Below are 16,802 nucleotides of genomic sequence, written 5' to 3'. Positions count from 1 at the left end.
AAGGCCGAGGGCCGGCGCGACGGCACCGACGCGGGAAACGGCGATATGATCCCGGCTCGTCATGGGGGCGAACTATACGCCATTTGGCGTTCGGGAAAACCCCTGAAATGCGCCGGCCTCCCCGGGGCGGCGACGCGATTGACAGCGCGGGCGCCTGCGTTAATTCGCGGCCATGATACCTTCGAACGCACTTGTGATCGGCGCCTCGGGCGGGATCGGCGCGGCCGTTGCGGCCGAGCTGGACCGCCGCGGCGCGAACGTCACGAGCCTGTCGCGATCCGCCGACGGGTTCGACGTCACCGACGAGGCCTCGGTCGAGGCGGGATTGTCCCGGCTCGAGGGCCCCTTCGACCTGATCTTCGTGGCGACGGGCGCCCTCGAACTCGACGGGCACGGGCCCGAAAAAAGCCTTCGCCACCTCGAACCCCGGGCGATGATCGACCAGTTCTCGCTCAACTGCGTCGGGCCGGCGATCGTGCTGAAGCACGCCGTCGGGCTGATGCCGCGCGAGGGAAGATCGGTCTTCGCCGCGCTTTCGGCGCGGGTGGGTTCCATCGGCGACAACCGCATGGGCGGCTGGTATTCCTACCGCGTGGCCAAGGCGGCGCTGAACCAGATGCTTCACGGCGCGGCGGTGGAGATCGCGCGCACCCGGCCCGAGGCCGTCATCGCCGCGCTGCATCCCGGCACCGTGGAGACGGCGCTCACTGCGAAATACGCCGGCGGCCATCCCACCGTCACCCCCGAGCGCGCCGCCGAGCGGCTGGCCGAAGTGGTGGAGCGGTTGCAGCCGCGCCATTCGGGCGGGTTCTACGATTACGCCTTCGAGGAGATCCCGTGGTGAGCCGTCTCGTCCTCGTCCTCGGGGATCAGCTGACCGAAGAGATCGCGGCGCTGCGCGCGGCGGATCCATCGCAGGATATCGTCGTCATGGCCGAGGTGCGCGACGAGGCGAGCTACGTGCGCCATCACCCCAAGAAGATCGCCTTCCTCTTCGCGTCCATGCGCAAGTTCGCCGAGCGGCTGCGCGGGGCGGGCTGGCGGGTGCTCTACACGCCCTTCGACGACCCGGAGAACGCCGGCAGCATCTGCGGCGAACTGCTGCGCCGGGCCGATGAGACCGGCGCCACAGAGGTCCTCGCCACCGAGCCCGGCGAATGGCGGCTGATCGAGACGCTGCGCCATTGCCCGGTGCCGGTCACGCTCTGCGAGGACGACCGCTTCATCGCCTCTCACGCCGAGTTCGAGAGCTGGGCCGAGGGGCGCAAGTCGCTGCGCATGGAGTATTTCTACCGCGAGATGCGCCGCAAGACCGGTCTCTTGATGGAAGGCGACACCCCCGCGGGGGACAAGTGGAACTTCGACCACGAGAATCGCAAGCCCGCCCCGGACGAGATCGCGAACGACGGGCCGCCGCGGTTTGACCCGGACGCGACCGTGGAGGAGGTTCTGGACCTTGTCGAGCGGGAGTTCGCCAGCAATTTCGGCGACGTCCGGCCGTTCTGGTTCGCCACCGATCGCGAGCAGGCGCTTGGCGCGCTCGATCACTTCGTGACCCGTGCCCTGCCGTGCTTCGGCGACTACCAGGATGCGATGCTGGACGGGCACCGGTTCCTTTACCATGCCGTGATCTCTCCCTATCTCAATGCCGGTCTGCTGTCCCCGCTCGAGGTCTGCTGGGCGGCGGAGGCGGCGTGGCGTGACGGCCGCGCGCCCATCAACGCGGTGGAAGGGTTCATTCGCCAGATCATCGGCTGGCGCGAATACGTCCGCGGCATCTACTTCCTCGAAGGTCCGGACTACACCGCGCGTAACGCGCTCGGCCACGACCGGCGGTTGCCGGATTTCTACTGGGGGGCGCGGACGCACATGCGCTGCCTCGCGCAAAGCGTGGCCCAGACGCGGGAAGAGGCCTACGCCCACCATATCCAGCGCCTGATGATAACGGGCAATTTCGCGCTTCTGGCGGGCGTCGATCCGGCCGAGGTGCACGACTGGTACCTTGCCGTCTATGCCGACGCCTACGAATGGGTGGAGGCGCCCAACGTGATCGGGATGAGCCAGTTCGCCGACGGCGGCATCGTCGCCTCGAAGCCCTATGTCTCGTCGGGCGCCTACATCAACCGCATGTCGGACTACTGCAAGTCCTGCGACTACGCGGTCAGCCGCAAGACGGGGGAGGGGGCCTGTCCCTTCAACCTGCTTTACTGGCACTTCCTCGACAGGCATCGCGAGCGCTTCGAGGGCAACCCGCGCATGGCGCAGATGTACCGCACATGGGACCGGATGGACGAGGACCGGCGCAGGACGGTCCTGCGCGAGGCCGGGGCGTTCCTCGACCGCATGGAGGCCGGCGAGACGGTCTGACCTACCAAACGCCGTGGTCGTCGAGGTCGCGGCGCAGCGCGCGCTTGAAATCGAGCGCCCCGGCGCGCGGTTGCGTCACGAGGCTGACACCCACGAAAAGCGCGACCGTGGTCGAGATCACGCCGAGCGCGAGGCGCGGATCGAAGACGCTGACGCTCGCCCCCATGACGAGCCAGATCGCAAGCCCCGCGCCGCCCAGGAAGGAGGCCAGCACCCCTGCCGCCGTGCCGCCGCGCCAGAAGAAGGCGCCGATGGTTGCGGGCACCGTGACCACGAGCCCGGCCGCCGAAAGCGCCGCGAGCTGGTCGATGATCGGCGCGTTCCTGAGCGCGAAGACGGCCGCGAAAAGCACCACCAGCACCACGACCACGCGGCCGATCAGGATCTGCCGCGCATCGCGTCCCTCGCCCTGGCGCATGAGGTCGCGCGCCACCATTGATCCAAGCGTCAGCGCGATGGAATCGAGCGTCGAGACCGCGGCCGAGAGGATGCCCACGATCAGCAGCAGGCTGACCGGCAGCGGCACCACGCCCGAGCCCAGCAGCGCCGGGGTCGCCCCGGCGGGGTTGTCGAGCCCCGGTTCCAGCACCAGCGCCGCGAAGCCCCAGATCACCGCGATCAGCGTGAAGACGAGCCCGAAGCTCAGCACCCAGAAGATCATGCGCCGCAGCGCGCGCATGTCCTCGGTGACGAAGAGGCGCTGGCTGACCTGCGGGTTGGAGAGCGGAAAGAAGAACCACGGGATCGAAAGCGCGAGGAAGGTGCCGAGGCTCCACAACCCCGGCCCCGGCACGTCGAGCCAGGGCCCGTGTTCCGCGGCGACCCGCTCGACGAAGACGCCCACGCCACCGATCGACGCGACGACGAAGCCCACGGCGAGGAGCGCCGAGACGAGCATCACCGCCGCCTGCACCGCGTCGGTCCAGGCGACCGAGCGCAGCCCGGCGACCAGCGTCCAGAAGATCGCGAGCGCCGCGCCCACCGCGATCGCCTGCAAGAGCGTGATCGCGCCCCCCGTCACGCCCGACAGCAGAAGGCCGATGCCCGCCATCTGCGTCGTGCAGTAGGGCATCAGGAAAAGCAGGCTCAGCACCGCCGCCAGCCGCGCCACGTTGCGGTCGCCGTAGCGCGCGCCGAGCATCTCGGCCGGCGTGATGAAGCCCCAGCGCCGCGCCGCGAGCCAGAAGCGCGGGCCGAAGACCACGAGAAGCGTGAGCCCCGAGAAATAGATCAGCTCGAAGCCCAGCGCGCCGATCCCGCCGCGATAGGTCAGCCCGGTGAGCACGACCAGCATGAATGCCGAGTAGGTGGTCGCGGCGTAGGACAGGCCCGACACCATGCCGCCGAAATGGCGGCCGCCGAGATAGTAGTCGGCGGCCGTTCCGGTGTTTCCGCGCATGGCGGCAAAGGCGATCGCGCCGCCCAGGACGGCGAAGGCGGCGACGGTCAGCCAGATGACGACGGCCGGGATCATCTCAGATCTTCCAGCGGGCGACACCGGCGGCGATCAGGCCGATGACGGCCGCGCCGAAGACGCACCAGAAGACGAAGATCACGAGCGACGGGGCGCCCCCGCTCAGAATGCCGTAGGGGACGACGATCCCCGCCAGTATGACGAGGGCCACCGCCACAAGCCAGATCCCGAAGCCTCGCATGGCATGTCCCTCGCAGGTTCGACGCGGCGACGCGTCGTTTCGCGGGCGCGCTATTGCGTGTCGTCCCCGTCGGTCAGGGCGCCGTTCACCCAGGTGCCGCTTTCCTCTTCACCGGAGGCGTAGCGCATCGTTCCCTCGCCCTGGCGGCGTCCGTCGACGAACTGGCCCTCGTAGACGTCGTGGCCCACGATCTCGCCCGCGTCGTTGCGGCGGGGATAGCGCGCGGTGCCCATGCCCTCGATCTCGCCCCGCGACCAGCTGCCCTCGTAGGTGAAGCCGTCGGGCATCTCGATCCGGCCCTCGCCGTGGCGCTGCCCATCCGCGAACTGACCGACGTAGACGGTCCCGTCGGGATAGGTCGCGGTGCCCTGGCCGTGGCGCTGACCGTCCCGCCACTCGCCCTCGTAGCGGTAGCCGTCGGCATAGGTCATGACGCCCTCGCCGTGGTTGCGGGCGTTCTGGAATTCGCCCTCGTAGACCAGCCCGTTGGGATAGGTCGCGCGGCCCGCCCCCTCGATCACGCCGTCCACCCAGTCGCCCTCGTAGGTGGAGCCGTCGGGGTAGGTGATGCGGCCCTCGCCATTGGCGAGCCCCTCGCGGAAGTCGCCCGTGTAGACCGATCCGTCCGGGTAGGTGACCTTGCCCTCGCCCTCGATCCGGCCCGCGACCCAGGAGCCTTCGTAGACGTAGCCGTCGGTGCCGGTGAAGGTGCCCTGGCCGTGGCGCTGGTCGTTCTGGAACGCGCCCTCGTAGACGTCGCCGTTGGCGTAGGTCACCTTGCCCATGCCTTCCCGGCGGCCATTCACCAGCTGGCCTTCGTAGATGTCGCCGTTGGGCTGGGTCAGCGTGCCCTCGCCGTTGATCTGGCCGTCTTTCCAGAGCCCTTCGTAGATCAGCCCCTCGGGCGTGGTGAGCGTGCCCACCCCCTCCCGGGAGCCGCGCACGATGGAGCCCTGGTAGACCGAGCCGTCGGGGTAGGTGATCGTGCCCTGGCCCTCCTTGACGCCGTTCACCCAGTCGCCCTCGTAGACATAGCCGTTGGGGCTCGACATCGTTCCGCGGCCATGGTGCAGGGCGTTGCGGAAGCCGCCTTCGTAGCGGGTGCCGTTGGCGTAGACCGCGATGCCCTGGCCGGTGATCTGCCCGTCCACCCAGGTGCCCTCGTAGGTGGACCCGTCGGCGAAGGTGATCTTGCCAACCCCGTCGGGCTTGCCCCGGGCGAAGGTGCCTTCGTAGACCGAGCCGTTGGGAAAGCGCGCCACGCCCTCGCCGCGGATCTCGCCCTCGACCCACTCGCCGGTGTATTCGTAGCCGTTCGGCAGGCGGTAGGTGCCGCGGCCGTGCTGCAAGCCATCCTTGAAGGTGCCCTCGTAGACGCCGCCGTCCTCGTACTGCTTCGTGCGGACGTCGCCGTCCTGCGCCTGGAGCGCCGGGGCCCACGCCGCGGTCAGAAGCGCCGCGGCAAACGCCCCGGCGAGCGGCGCGCGTCTGCTGCCTGACTTGCCTGCCATAAGAAGTGTCCGCCCTGTCGTTCCGGATTTCGACCGGTCAGGGGAAAGGGTAAAGGAGCCTCCCGGGGGTGACAACGCCTTTTGCCGCAACCCGCTTCCCCTCGCCCCGGCATCTGCTAAGTGAGGGCCGACACGTCAATTCCGGGGACAGACCCATGGCCGACAGGTTCCGCCTGACGCTCGCTCAGTTCAACCCCACGCTCGGCGACCTCGACGGAAACGCCGCGCGGGCGCGCGAGGCGTGGAAGACCGGCAAGGCCGCGGGCGCCGACATGGTGGCGCTGCCCGAGATGTTCATTCCGGGCTACAACCCCCAGGACCTCGTCCTGCGCCCGGCGTTCCAGGCCGCGGCGATCGAGACCGTGCAGCGTCTCGCGCGGGAGTGCGCCGAGGGGCCCGCGCTCGGCGTGGGCGGGCTCTGGCTGGAGGGTGCGGAACTGCACAACGCCTGGTTCGTGCTGAAGGAAGGCCGGATCGCGGCGGTCGCGCTCAAGCACCATCTGCCGAACTACCTCGTCTTCGACGAGATGCGCACGTTCCGCCCCGGCCCGATTTCCGGACCCTACGCGGTGGGGCCGGTGCGGCTCGGCAGCCCCGTCTGCGAGGACGCGTGGTACCCGGACGTGGCCGAGACGCTGGCCGAGACGGGCGCGGAGATCCTGCTCGTGCCGAACGGCTCGCCCTATTACCGCGACAAGCGCGACGTGCGGCTCAATCACATGGTGGCGCGGGTGGTGGAGACGGGGCTGCCGCTCGTCTACCTCAACCTCGTGGGCGGGCAGGACGACCAGGTCTTCGACGGCGGCAGCTTCGTCCTCAATCCCGGCGGCCGCCTCGCGGTGCAGATGCCGGTGATGGAGGAGGCGATCGCGCAGGTGGATTTCCGCCGCGGCGACAACGGCTGGCAGGCGGAAGAGGGCGGACGCACCCACATTCCCGACGCGATGGAGCAGGACTATCACGCCTGCGTGCTGGCGCTGCGCGATTACCTGGCGAAAAGCGGCTTCTCGAAGGTTCTGCTCGGCCTCTCGGGCGGCGTGGACAGCGCCATCGTCGCGGTGATCGCGGCCGACGCGGTGGGCGCGGAGAACGTCCGCTGCGTGATGCTGCCCTCCGAATACACCTCGGCGCTGTCGCTGGAGGACGCGGCCGCCGTGGCGCGGAACCTCGGCGCGCGGCTGGACGAGGTACCGATATCGGGGCCGCGCGCGGCGGTGACCGAGGCGCTCGCGCCCCTGTTCGAGGGTCTCGCGCCGGACGTGACCGAGGAGAACGTGCAGTCGCGGCTGCGCGGTCTGCTGCTGATGGCGCTGTCGAACAAGTTCGGGGAGATGCTGCTGACCACCGGAAACAAGTCCGAGGTCGCGGTCGGCTACGCCACGATCTACGGGGACATGGCGGGCGGCTACAATCCCATCAAGGATCTCTACAAGACGCGGGTCTTCGATCTGTGCCGCTGGCGGAACGCCCACCATCGCCCGTGGATGAAGGGGCCGGGCGGCACCGTCATCCCCGAGCGCGTGATCGCCAAGCCCCCCTCGGCCGAGCTTGCCGAGGATCAGAAGGACAGCGATTCGCTGCCGCCCTACGAGCGGCTCGACGAGCTTCTCGAAATCCTGGTGGACCGGGACGGCTCCATCGAGGACTGCGTGGCGGCGGGCCACGACCGCGCAGAGGCCGCGCGGGTCGAACACCTTGTCTATCTTTCGGAATACAAACGCTTCCAGTCCGCGCCGGGCGCGCGGCTTTCGAACCGCGCCTTCTGGCTCGACCGCCGCTACCCGATCGTCAACCGCTGGCGCGACGCTGCGCGCCGCGAGGACTGACCGGGGGCGGACGATCATTCCCACCAGCGGTCGATCGTCGCGATGTCGGCGTCGGACCAGCCGAAATGGTGGGCCAGCTCGTGCACCAGGACATGCGCCACGAGCGCGCCGAGGGTGACATCGCCGCGGTCCGCCCACTCGTCGAGGATCGGGCGGCGGAAGAGCCAGACGGTATCGGGGCCGTGCGGCTGGTCGCCCACCGATTTCTCGGTCATCGGGATGCCGTCGTAGAGCCCGGTGAGTTCGAACGGGTCCTCGATCGCCATCTCGGAAAGCATCCAGTCCGGCGCGAACTCATCGACCCGCAGGGCCACCTGCCGCGCGGCCGGGCGGAACGCCTCGGGCAGCGCGTCGAGGGCGGCGCGGGCGAGGCGTTCGATGTCCTCGGCGGAGGGGGCGACGTGATCCATGACCGCGACAATCGCGCGGCGCCTTGCCCGGCGCAAGCGCGCCCGGTGTCCCGGCTTGCGTAAATTGCGACAGCCGGGTCGCGGTGGAACGGGCGCGCTGCGGCTGGGCGCGCAGGGCTGCGGCCTGCAGCGCCGGGGCGGGCGGGCATTTCGACCGGCATGCCGACACCGGAAACGGGCGGGCCGCGGGGGTCCGCCGCGATCCCTGCCTGCGTGCTGCACCGGGCGACGCCCGTGACACGCGGGCGCCGGGTATCGTTTACACCGGGGGCGCCCGGCCCGGCCTTTCGGCTCGGCCGTGCGCCGCGCGGCCCGCGGTTCAGAGCAGCAGCTGGTAGGAGTGCGGAACGTAGGCGAAGCCCTCGCCCCGCGTCTCGACATAGCCGAGGCCCGGCCAGGGCATGTGATACCCGATGAAGGGAATCCTGTCCGTGGCCAGCATGTCGAGGATGCGCCGGCGCGTGGCGGCGGCCGCCTCCTTGTCGCGATCGAAAAGCACCTCCCAGTCGGGATGGGCGAGCGACCAGACGTAGTGGTTGGCGAAATCCGCCGCGATCAGCAGCCGCTGGCCTGCGCTTTCCAGCATGAAGGTCATGTGTCCGGGCGTGTGACCGAAGGCCGCCATGGCGGTGACGCCGGACGCCACCGCCGCGCCGTCGTCGAGAAACGCGATCCGTCCGGCCTCGGCGAGGGGGCGCACCTTGGCCTCGAACCCCTCGTCGCCCGACATGTCCCATGCGTCGAACTCGACCGCGCCGGCGAGGTAGCGCGCGTTCGGGAAGGTCTCGACGCCGCCCTCCATCAACCCGCCGATATGGTCGCCGTGCATGTGGGTCAGGACCACCGTATCCACCTGCTCGGGCGCGTAGCCCGCGGCCGCCAATGCGGCCACGGTGCCGGCGGGCGCGAGGCCGGTGTCGAACAGGATGAGCTCGCGGCCCGTGTTGACCACCGTGGGCGTGAAGAAGAACTGCGCCGCGTCGGTGGGGATGTTCGCGGCCCGGGAGACCTCGGCGAAGCGGTCGGCCGACACGTTCATGCCGAAGATGCCCTGCGGTTCGGGCACCGCGCGCGTGCCGGCGAGGATCGTCGTCACGTCGAACTCGCCCAGCCTGACGCGGTTGAAGGCGGGCAGGTCTTCGCCCATCATCGGGGCCGAGGCGCGCGCCGGGCCGGCCGAGGCGGTGGCGAGGGGCAGCGCCGCGGCGCCGGTGAGGGCCTGGCGGCGGGTGAGGGTACGGTCGGTCATCGTCGGATCCTCCGGTTTGGCGCTGGTGAAACTAGAGGATATTCGGCCCCGCACGCTGTGCAAGTTCGCGCAGGCCTTGTGGAGAGCCGCGCGGAGCCCCGCAAGCTGGACAAGTTTCCGGCCCTGTGACACAGGACACGCCCGACAGGAGAGCCGTCATGACCACAACCCGTTTCGCCCCGTCGCCCACGGGCTACCTGCATGTGGGCAACCTTCGCACGGCGCTGATGAACCACCTGATCGCCCGCAAGGCCGGGGGCACCTTCATCCTGCGCATCGACGACACCGATCCCGAACGGTCGAAGGAAGAGTATGTCGAGGCGATCAAGGAGGATCTGGCCTGGCTCGGGCTGGACTGGGACCGGCTCGAACGGCAATCGGCGCGTCTCGACCGCTACGAGGCCGCCGCCGAGCGGCTGCGCGGGATGGGCCGCCTCTACGAGTGCTTCGAGACGCCCACGGAGCTCGACCTCAAGCGCAAGAAGCAACTCAACATGGGCCGCCCGCCGGTCTACGACCGCGCGGCGCTCGCGCTCTCCGAAGAGGAGAAGGCCAGGCTGCGGGCCGAGCGCGGCGCCGGGCACTGGCGCTTCAAGCTCCTGCACGAGCGGATCGAGTGGGAGGACGGCATCCTGGGCCCGCTTTCCATCGACGCGGCCAGCGTCTCGGACCCGGTTCTGATCCGGGGCGACGGGCAGGTCCTCTACACGCTCGCCTCGGTGGTGGACGACACCGAGATGGGCGTCACGGACGTGGTGCGCGGCTCCGACCATGTCACCAACACCGCGACCCAGATCCAGATCATGGAGGCGCTTGGCGGGGAGGTGCCCCGTTTCGCGCATCACTCGCTGCTCACCGGCCCGCAGGGCGAGGCGCTGTCCAAGCGGCTGGGCACGCTCGCGCTGCGCGACCTGCGCGCGGCGGGGGTGGAGCCCGCGGCGCTTCTGAGCCTGCTCGCGCGGCTCGGTTCCGCCGATGCGGTGGAACTGCGCGGCGATCTCGACGCCATCGCGGCCGGCTTCGACATCTCGCGCTTCGGCGCCGCGCCTACGAAGTTCGATGTCGAGGATCTTTACCCGCTCACCGCACGATACCTGCACGGGCTGCCCTTCGAGACCGTGCGCGAGGAGATCGCGGCGCTCGGTGTGCCGGACGACCTGGCCGAGCAGTTCTGGGCGGTCGCGCGCGAGAACATCTCCACCCGCAAGGAACTGGCCGACTGGTGGGCGCTGTGCCGCGACGGCGCGGAGCCCGACATCGCGCCCGAGGATGCGGAGTTCGTCGCCGAGGCCATGGAGCTTCTGCCGCCGCCGCCCTACACCGCCGAAAGCTGGGGCGCGTGGACGGCCGCGGTGAAGGAGAAGACGGGGCGCAAGGGCAAGGCGCTTTTCATGCCGCTGCGCAAGGCGCTGACCGGGCGGGCGCGCGGCCCCGAGATGGCCGACCTGATGCCGCTTCTGCAGACGGTCCGGGACAAGCCCTGATCGCGCGCCCGGAACCCTGTGCGCGCCGCCCGGGGGCACCTCCTGGCGCGGCGCTCCGCCCTCTCGCGATTCAGGCCGTCGCGGGCAGTATCCGCGCCGAAAGGCCGCGCAGCATGGCATCCACGAAGGCGCGTTCGTCGGCTCCCAGCCCCTGGTGGCGCGGGTAGCGCGGCGCGGCGCGGTCGTCGAGGATCGGCGCCTCCCATCCCGCGGTCGTCTCGAAAAACCGCTCTGCCCCGGCCTGCCCGAATTCGCGCAGATATCCCTGGACCACGACATCGACGTAGCTGAGCAGGATCGGGTGCGCCGCGCTGGGCGCGGCGTGGCCGCCATCGGGCAGGCGGTAAAGCGCGACCTCCGGCCTGTGCGGCGCCTCGTGCCGGATGCCGGTCGTCACGCGTTCGCGGCGGTAGGCGGCCTCGCGGGCGTCGAGGGCCGCCCAGTCGCCGCCCGGGACGGCCGCGATCAGCCCCTCGATTTCCGCGCCGGGAGCGGGCTCCACCGACAGGAAGGCGACCGGGCGCAGCCGTGCGTGCCGCCAGACCCGCCGCCATCCTTGCACCCGCGCCCGGTGCGCTGACGGGTAGGCGTGGGTCGCCCGGTTGACGAGGCTTCCGTAGCCGAAAAAATGCGGCGCATCCTGCATGGCCGCAAAGATTGATGTACGATTGATGCATGTCAAACCCCGCGCCGCGGCTCTGTGGCACGGTCTGCTAAACATCTTGTCCGGGGAGCGACCGCTTGCGCGTCACGAAACGCACCAACATCGCCGTTCGCGTGCTCATGTACTGCGCCACCCATGACGGCCGGCTGGTCACAAAGCACGAGATCGCCACGCGCTGCAACGCGTCCGAGAATCACCTCGCGCAGGTGATCAACCAGCTTGCGCAGCTTGGCTATCTGCGCACCCAGCGCGGCCGGAACGGCGGCGTGGCGCTCGCGCGGCCGGCCGGCGAGATCTGCATCGGATCGGTCTTTCGCGCGCTCGAGGCGCCCGTGCCGATCGCCGAGTGTTTCGCCGACGCCGACAACACCTGCCCGCTCGTGGCGGGCTGCCGGCTTCGCATCGCGCTCAACGATGCGGTGGAGACATTCTTCGCGCATCTGGACGACATCACGCTCGAGGCGCTTGTCTGCAACAATCCCGCGCTCGAGGCGTTGCTCGCGCCCGCGGGGTGTCGCGGCTGACGCGCGACGGCGGGCTTGCCCGGCGTGAGGGGCTTCGCTATCTTGCCCTCGACGGATCGGGAGAACCGGCTCTTCGCCGGTGCCGAAGGAGCAACCGCCCCGGAAACTCTCAGGCCGAAAGGACCGATCCGGCAACGACACTCTGGAGAGAGATGCGCAGGCCGCATCCGCCGAAGGGATAGCGATCTCAGGCGAAAGGACAGAGGGGGCATCGCGGCGCAGGCGCTGGTCCTGCGCGATCGGGATGCCGGGCGCGTGTCGCAACCGACCACCTGGCGTAATAGGAGAGGCGGGCCATGGCCGAGGCTCAGCGCCTGACGCTTGATTCGCTGCACCGGGAACTCGGTGCGCGGATGGTGGATTTCGCAGGCTTCTCGATGCCGTTGCAGTATGCCGGCATCATGGCCGAGCACGCGCAGGCGCGCGAGCGCGCCGCGCTCTTCGATGTAAGCCACATGGGCCAGGTGCTCGTGCGCGCGGCGGATGTCGACGCGGCGGCGCGCGCGCTCGAGGGCCTCGTGCCGCAGGACGTTCTGGGCCTGCGCGACGGCCGCCAGCGCTACGGTTTCTTCACCAACGACACCGGCGGGATCGAGGACGACCTGATGATCGCCCGGCGCGGCGACGTGCTCTTCCTTGTGGTGAACGCGTCCCGCCGGACCGAGGACGAGGCGATCCTGCGGGCCGGGCTGGAACCCGCGGGCGTCAACGTGACGCTGCTTTTGGACCGGGCGCTCCTCGCCCTTCAGGGCCCGCGCGCGCAGACGGCGCTGGCCACGCTCGATCCGCGCGCCGGCGAAATGCGCTTCATGGAAACGGCCACGCTCGATCTGGCCGGCGCCGAGGCGTGGGTGTCGCGCTCGGGCTATACCGGCGAGGACGGCTACGAGATCTCGGTGCCCGCGGGCGCCGCGGAACCGCTCGCCCGGGCGCTGCTCGATCACCCCGATGTCGCGCCGGCGGGGCTCGGTGCGCGCGATTCGCTCCGCCTCGAAGCGGGGCTGTGCCTTTACGGCCAGGACATCGACGCCGCGACGACGCCGGTGGAGGCGGGGCTCGGCTGGGCGATCCAGCCCGTCCGCCGCGAGGGCGGCGCGCGGGCGGGCGGCTTCCCTGGCGCGGCGCGCATCCTCGCGGAACTGCGGGACGGCGCGGCGCGGGCGCGGGTCGGGCTGCGCCCCGAAGGCCGCGCGCCCATGCGCGCGGGCGTCGCGCTCTACGAGGAAGAGGCCGGCGGCGAGGCCGTCGGCGCCGTGACGTCCGGCGGCTTCGGCCCCACGGTGGGCGCGCCGGTCGCCATGGGCTACGTGCCCGACCGGCTGGCGCGGCAGGGCCAGCCTCTCTGGGGAGAGGTGCGCGGACGCCGCATGCCCGTGGCCGTGAGCGACCTGCCTTTCGTGAAACCCGGATACAAGCGCTGAGACAAGCGAGGAGACGTGAGCGTGACGACCATGAAATACACCGAGGAACACGAGTGGCTGCGCCCCGAGGAGGACGTGATCGTGGTGGGCATCACCCAACACGCCGCGACGCAGCTCGGCGACATCGTCTTCGTCGAACTGCCCGAGGAGGGGACGACCGTCTCGAAGGACGACGAGGTCGTGGTGATCGAAAGCGTGAAGGCCGCCTCGGACATCCTCGCGCCGCTCGACGGGGAGATCGTCGAGGTGAACGCCGCGATCGTCGACAACCCCGCCCTCGTCAACGAGGACCCGGCCGGCGAGGGGTGGTTCTTCAAGATCGCGCCGAGCGATACCTCGCAGCTCGACGACTACATGGACGAAGCCGCCTACAAGGACCTGATCGGCTGAGTTGACCAGATCCGGGGACGGGCCCGCAGGCGCATGGCCCCGGCAGACGCTTTGGCAACATGATGTCCGGGACCGCCGCGTTCCGGCAAGGAGGATCGCATGCCGTTCGAACCGACCGATTACCTTCCCTACGATTTCGCCAATCGCCGCCATATCGGCCCGTCTCCCGCCGAGATGCAGGAGATGCTCGGCATCCTGAAGGCCGACAGCCTCGATGCGCTCATGGAAGAGACGCTGCCCGCCGCGATACGGCAGGCGGAACCGCTCGATTTCGGCCGGGCCATGTCGGAGCGTGAACTGCTTCACCACATGCGGCAGGTCGCCTCGAGGAACAGGGTGCTGACCTCGCTGATCGGCATGGGTTATCACGGCACGGTGACGCCGCCCGCGATCCAGCGCAACATCCTGGAAAACCCCGCCTGGTACACCGCCTACACGCCCTACCAGCCCGAGATCAGCCAGGGACGGCTCGAGGCGCTGCTGAACTTCCAGACCATGGTGAGCGACCTCACCGGCCTCGAGATCGCCAACGCCTCGCTGCTCGACGAGGCCACCGCCTGCGCCGAGGCGATGACGATGGCCCAGCGCGTGGCCAAGTCGAAGGCGACGGCCTTCTTCGTGGACGAGAACTGCCACCCGCAGAACATCAACGTGATGAAGACGCGCGCCGCGCCCCTCGGCATCGAGATCGTGGTCGGCCCGCCCGAGGCGCTGGACCCCGCGGCGGTCTTCGGCGCCATTTTCCAGTATCCAGGCACATACGGCCATCTCCGCGACTTCGGGCCCGAGATTGCCGCGCTGCACGAGGCGAAGGCGATCGGCGTCGTCTCCGCCGATCCGCTGGCGCTTACCCTTCTGAAGGAACCGGGTGCGATGGGCGCGGACATCGCCGTGGGCTCCACCCAACGCTTCGGGGTGCCGGTGGGCTATGGCGGGCCGCACGCGGCCTATATCGCCACCCGCGACGCCTACAAGCGCGCGCTGCCGGGCCGGCTGGTGGGCGTGTCGGTGGACGCGCACGGCAATCGCGCCTACCGGCTCGCGCTCCAGACCCGCGAGCAGCACATCCGCCGCGAGAAGGCGACCTCGAACGTCTGCACCGCGCAGGCGCTGCTTGCCGTCATGGCGGGTTTCTACGCGGTGTTCCATGGGCCGGAGGGGCTGAAGGCGATCGCGCAGCGCATCCACCGCAAGACCGTGCGGCTCGCAAAGGGGCTCAAGGCCGCGGGCTTTTCCGTCGCACCCGAAACCTTCTTCGACACGATCACGGTCGAGGTTGGGGCGCTGCAGCGGGCGGTGATGAAATCGGCGGTGGACGAGGGCGTGAACCTGCGGCCCGTGGGCGAAACGCGCGTGGGCATCACCCTCGACGAGCGCACGACCTCCGACATCATCGAGGCGGTCTGGCGCGCGTTCGGGATCGAGCGGGCCGACGATCCGGCGCGGCCGGAGTATCGCCTGCCGGAGGGCCTGACCCGCACGAGCTCCTATCTCGATCACCCGGTCTTTCACATGAACCGCGCCGAGACGGAGATGGTGCGCTACATGCGCCGGCTCGCCGACCGCGATCTCGCGCTCGACAGGGCGATGATTCCGCTCGGGTCCTGCACGATGAAGCTCAACGCCGCGGCCGAGATGATGCCGGTCAGCTGGCGCGAATTCTCGCTGCTGCATCCCTACGCGCCGAGGGACCAGGCCGAAGGTTATACACACCTGATTGGGGATCTTTCCGAAAAGCTCTGCAAGATAACGGGTTACGACGCGATTTCGATGCAGCCGAACTCCGGTGCCCAGGGCGAGTATGCCGGGCTGCTGACGATCGCGGGCTGGCATCGGTCGCGCGGCGAAGGGCACCGGAACGTCTGCCTCATTCCGCTCTCCGCCCACGGCACGAACCCGGCGAGCGCGCATATGGTCGGCTGGGAGGTGGTGACGGTCGCCACCGCGGCGAATGGCGACATCGATCTTGAGGATTTCCGCGCAAAAGCCGAAAAACACGCGGAAAATCTGGCTGGCTGCATGATCACCTACCCCTCGACCCACGGCGTGTTCGAGGAGACGGTGACCGAGGTTTGCCGGATCACCCACGCGCATGGCGGGCAGGTCTACATCGACGGTGCGAACATGAACGCCATGGTCGGGCTCTCGCGGCCGGGCGATCTGGGCGGCGACGTGAGCCATCTGAACCTGCACAAGACCTTCTGCATCCCCCATGGCGGTGGCGGCCCCGGCATGGGGCCGATCGGCGTGAAGGCGCACCTCGTGCCCTTCCTGCCCGGCGACCCGGTGTCGGGCGAGGGCGCGGTAGCCGCGGCGCCCTACGGCTCTCCGTCGCTCCTGCCGATCAGCTGGGCCTACTGCCTGATGATGGGGGGCGAGGGGCTAACCCAGGCCACCCGCGTGGCGATCCTGAACGCCAACTACATCGCCAGGCGGCTCGAAGGCGCCTTCGACGTGCTTTACAAGGGCCCGTCGGGGCGCATCGCGCATGAGTGCATCCTCGACGTGCGCCCCTTCGCCGACAGCGCCGGCGTCACGGTGGACGACATCGCCAAGCGGCTGGTGGATTGCGGATTTCACGCGCCTACGATGAGCTGGCCGGTGGCGGGCACGCTCATGGTCGAGCCCACGGAGAGCGAGACCAAGGCGGAGCTCGACCGGTTCTGCGATGCGATGCTGGGCATCCGGGAGGAGATCCGCGCGATCGAGGATGGCCGCGTCGACCGGGAGAACAACCCGCTCAAGCAAGCGCCCCACACGGTGGAGGATCTCGTAGGCGTGTGGGACCGGCCCTACAGCCGCGAGCAGGGCTGTTTTCCGTCGGGCGCCTTCCGGGTCGACAAGTACTGGCCGCCGGTCAACCGCGTGGACAATGTCTGGGGCGACCGGCATCTCGTCTGCACCTGCCCGCCGGTCTCGGACTACGCCGAGGCCGCCGAGTAGCGGCGCGCGTAGGCGGCCTCGGCCCGCCAGCATGTCGAAACGGTCGCGGAGCCGCGCAGAGACGCGGCGCGACGGAGGCCCGGGTAAAGCGCCGCGGCCTCGCGGCGGAGCTTCTTGGGGACGGTTAGGGGGGATGACCCCCGACATCTCAACGATCAGCGCCTCGGCAGCGGCACCGGCGCGGGTCACGAGATCCTGCGGGCCGGACTTGGTCCCGATGTCGGCTTCGGACAGGCGGAGGAAGCGCGGCAGGATGTCCGCGCGCGCGGCGCGACGCACGAGGTTGATCGGCAAGGGCTGCCCTGCCGGGAAGAGGTGCATGAAGCGCCTCGGGTGGCTGTGCGGCACGGCACCGGCA

At 69.7% G+C, this 16,802-nt stretch carries 14 protein-coding genes and 1 riboswitch; of the genes, 8 read left to right on the top strand and 6 right to left on the bottom strand.

Features of this window, described 5'->3' with window-relative positions; genetic code table 11:
* The first annotated feature begins 172 nt into the window (after positions 1-172).
* Positions 173-844, top strand: a complete 672-nt coding sequence (locus AB6A66_RS04815) for an SDR family NAD(P)-dependent oxidoreductase (RefSeq protein WP_371037366.1) — start codon at positions 173-175, stop codon at positions 842-844.
* On the top strand, positions 841-2,367 hold the full coding sequence (locus AB6A66_RS04810) for a cryptochrome/photolyase family protein (RefSeq protein ID WP_371054995.1): 1,527 nt from the start codon (positions 841-843) through the stop codon (positions 2,365-2,367). The genes AB6A66_RS04815 and AB6A66_RS04810 overlap by 4 nt, the downstream gene beginning before the upstream one ends.
* Before the next feature lies 1 nt (position 2,368).
* Here AB6A66_RS04810 and AB6A66_RS04805 read toward each other — a convergent pair whose 3' ends face one another.
* The 3 genes from AB6A66_RS04805 to AB6A66_RS04795 are packed head-to-tail and all read right to left on the bottom strand — an operon-like array spanning position 2,369 to position 5,533.
* On the bottom strand, positions 2,369-3,841 hold the full coding sequence (locus AB6A66_RS04805; protein WP_371054994.1) for a sodium:solute symporter: 1,473 nt from the start codon (positions 3,839-3,841) through the stop codon (positions 2,369-2,371).
* 1 nt (position 3,842) lies between these two features.
* The gene (locus tag AB6A66_RS04800; RefSeq protein WP_371054993.1) at positions 3,843-4,022 is read right to left on the bottom strand and encodes a hypothetical protein; all 180 of its coding nucleotides are present in this window, start codon (positions 4,020-4,022) and stop codon (positions 3,843-3,845) included.
* Positions 4,023-4,072: 50 nt separating this feature from the next.
* On the bottom strand, positions 4,073-5,533 hold the full coding sequence (locus AB6A66_RS04795; protein ID WP_371054992.1) for a 2-isopropylmalate synthase: 1,461 nt from the start codon (positions 5,531-5,533) through the stop codon (positions 4,073-4,075).
* Between the two features lie 155 nt (positions 5,534-5,688).
* Here AB6A66_RS04795 and AB6A66_RS04790 point away from each other — a divergent pair, with 155 nt between their 5' ends.
* Complete coding sequence (locus AB6A66_RS04790) at positions 5,689-7,359, top strand: NAD+ synthase (RefSeq protein WP_371054991.1); 1,671 nt, start codon at positions 5,689-5,691, stop codon at positions 7,357-7,359.
* A gap of 14 nt (positions 7,360-7,373) precedes the next feature.
* Here the strand turns inward: AB6A66_RS04790 and AB6A66_RS04785 are convergent, their stop codons facing one another.
* Both AB6A66_RS04785 and AB6A66_RS04780 read right to left on the bottom strand, forming a co-directional pair.
* Positions 7,374-7,769 (bottom strand): metallopeptidase family protein, encoded by a 396-nt coding sequence (locus AB6A66_RS04785; protein WP_371054990.1) that lies wholly within the window; start codon positions 7,767-7,769, stop codon positions 7,374-7,376.
* Between the two features lie 319 nt (positions 7,770-8,088).
* Complete coding sequence (locus AB6A66_RS04780; RefSeq protein ID WP_371054989.1) at positions 8,089-9,018, bottom strand: MBL fold metallo-hydrolase; 930 nt, start codon at positions 9,016-9,018, stop codon at positions 8,089-8,091.
* Between the two features lie 158 nt (positions 9,019-9,176).
* Here AB6A66_RS04780 and gltX point away from each other — a divergent pair, with 158 nt between their 5' ends.
* Complete coding sequence (gene gltX / locus AB6A66_RS04775; RefSeq protein WP_371054988.1) at positions 9,177-10,502, top strand: glutamate--tRNA ligase; 1,326 nt, start codon at positions 9,177-9,179, stop codon at positions 10,500-10,502.
* A gap of 70 nt (positions 10,503-10,572) precedes the next feature.
* Here the strand turns inward: gltX and AB6A66_RS04770 are convergent, their stop codons facing one another.
* Positions 10,573-11,148 carry a gamma-glutamylcyclotransferase family protein gene (locus AB6A66_RS04770; RefSeq protein ID WP_371054987.1) on the bottom strand — a complete coding sequence of 192 codons (576 nt, stop codon included), beginning with the start codon at positions 11,146-11,148 and terminating at the stop codon, positions 10,573-10,575.
* Positions 11,149-11,243: 95 nt separating this feature from the next.
* Between AB6A66_RS04770 and AB6A66_RS04765 the strand changes: the two genes are divergently transcribed.
* From AB6A66_RS04765 to gcvP, 4 genes are all read left to right on the top strand, one after another.
* Complete coding sequence (locus tag AB6A66_RS04765; protein ID WP_371054986.1) at positions 11,244-11,690, top strand: Rrf2 family transcriptional regulator; 447 nt, start codon at positions 11,244-11,246, stop codon at positions 11,688-11,690.
* A gap of 47 nt (positions 11,691-11,737) precedes the next feature.
* A riboswitch (glycine riboswitch) is annotated at positions 11,738-11,826 on the top strand.
* 160 nt (positions 11,827-11,986) lie between these two features.
* Positions 11,987-13,111 (top strand): glycine cleavage system aminomethyltransferase GcvT, encoded by a 1,125-nt coding sequence (gene gcvT / locus AB6A66_RS04760; RefSeq protein WP_371054985.1) that lies wholly within the window; start codon positions 11,987-11,989, stop codon positions 13,109-13,111.
* Positions 13,112-13,141: 30 nt separating this feature from the next.
* On the top strand, positions 13,142-13,501 hold the full coding sequence (gene gcvH, locus AB6A66_RS04755) for a glycine cleavage system protein GcvH (protein WP_371037643.1): 360 nt from the start codon (positions 13,142-13,144) through the stop codon (positions 13,499-13,501).
* A 99-nt stretch (positions 13,502-13,600) separates the two neighbouring features.
* Positions 13,601-16,444 carry an aminomethyl-transferring glycine dehydrogenase gene (gene gcvP / locus AB6A66_RS04750; RefSeq protein ID WP_371054984.1) on the top strand — a complete coding sequence of 948 codons (2,844 nt, stop codon included), beginning with the start codon at positions 13,601-13,603 and terminating at the stop codon, positions 16,442-16,444.
* The last annotated feature ends 358 nt before the right edge of the window (positions 16,445-16,802 follow it).

Origin of the sequence: Rhodosalinus sp. K401 (genome assembly GCF_041365735.1) — a bacterium.
In the GTDB taxonomy this organism is placed as follows: domain Bacteria; phylum Pseudomonadota; class Alphaproteobacteria; order Rhodobacterales; family Rhodobacteraceae; genus Rhodosalinus.
This window is presented reverse-complemented; position numbering and strand designations above follow the sequence as displayed.

Coding starts and splice junctions, on each gene's coding strand:
- AB6A66_RS04815 (WP_371037366.1), top strand. CDS start 173: ATGATACCTTCGAACGCACTTGTGATCGGCGCCTCGGGCGGGATCGGC.
- AB6A66_RS04805 (WP_371054994.1), bottom strand. CDS start 3,841: ATGATCCCGGCCGTCGTCATCTGGCTGACCGTCGCCGCCTTCGCCGTC.
- AB6A66_RS04800 (WP_371054993.1), bottom strand. CDS start 4,022: ATGCGAGGCTTCGGGATCTGGCTTGTGGCGGTGGCCCTCGTCATACTG.
- AB6A66_RS04795 (WP_371054992.1), bottom strand. CDS start 5,533: ATGGCAGGCAAGTCAGGCAGCAGACGCGCGCCGCTCGCCGGGGCGTTT.
- AB6A66_RS04790 (WP_371054991.1), top strand. CDS start 5,689: ATGGCCGACAGGTTCCGCCTGACGCTCGCTCAGTTCAACCCCACGCTC.
- AB6A66_RS04785 (WP_371054990.1), bottom strand. CDS start 7,769: ATGGATCACGTCGCCCCCTCCGCCGAGGACATCGAACGCCTCGCCCGC.
- AB6A66_RS04780 (WP_371054989.1), bottom strand. CDS start 9,018: ATGACCGACCGTACCCTCACCCGCCGCCAGGCCCTCACCGGCGCCGCG.
- gltX (WP_371054988.1), top strand. CDS start 9,177: ATGACCACAACCCGTTTCGCCCCGTCGCCCACGGGCTACCTGCATGTG.
- AB6A66_RS04770 (WP_371054987.1), bottom strand. CDS start 11,148: ATGCAGGATGCGCCGCATTTTTTCGGCTACGGAAGCCTCGTCAACCGG.
- gcvT (WP_371054985.1), top strand. CDS start 11,987: ATGGCCGAGGCTCAGCGCCTGACGCTTGATTCGCTGCACCGGGAACTC.
- gcvH (WP_371037643.1), top strand. CDS start 13,142: ATGAAATACACCGAGGAACACGAGTGGCTGCGCCCCGAGGAGGACGTG.
- gcvP (WP_371054984.1), top strand. CDS start 13,601: ATGCCGTTCGAACCGACCGATTACCTTCCCTACGATTTCGCCAATCGC.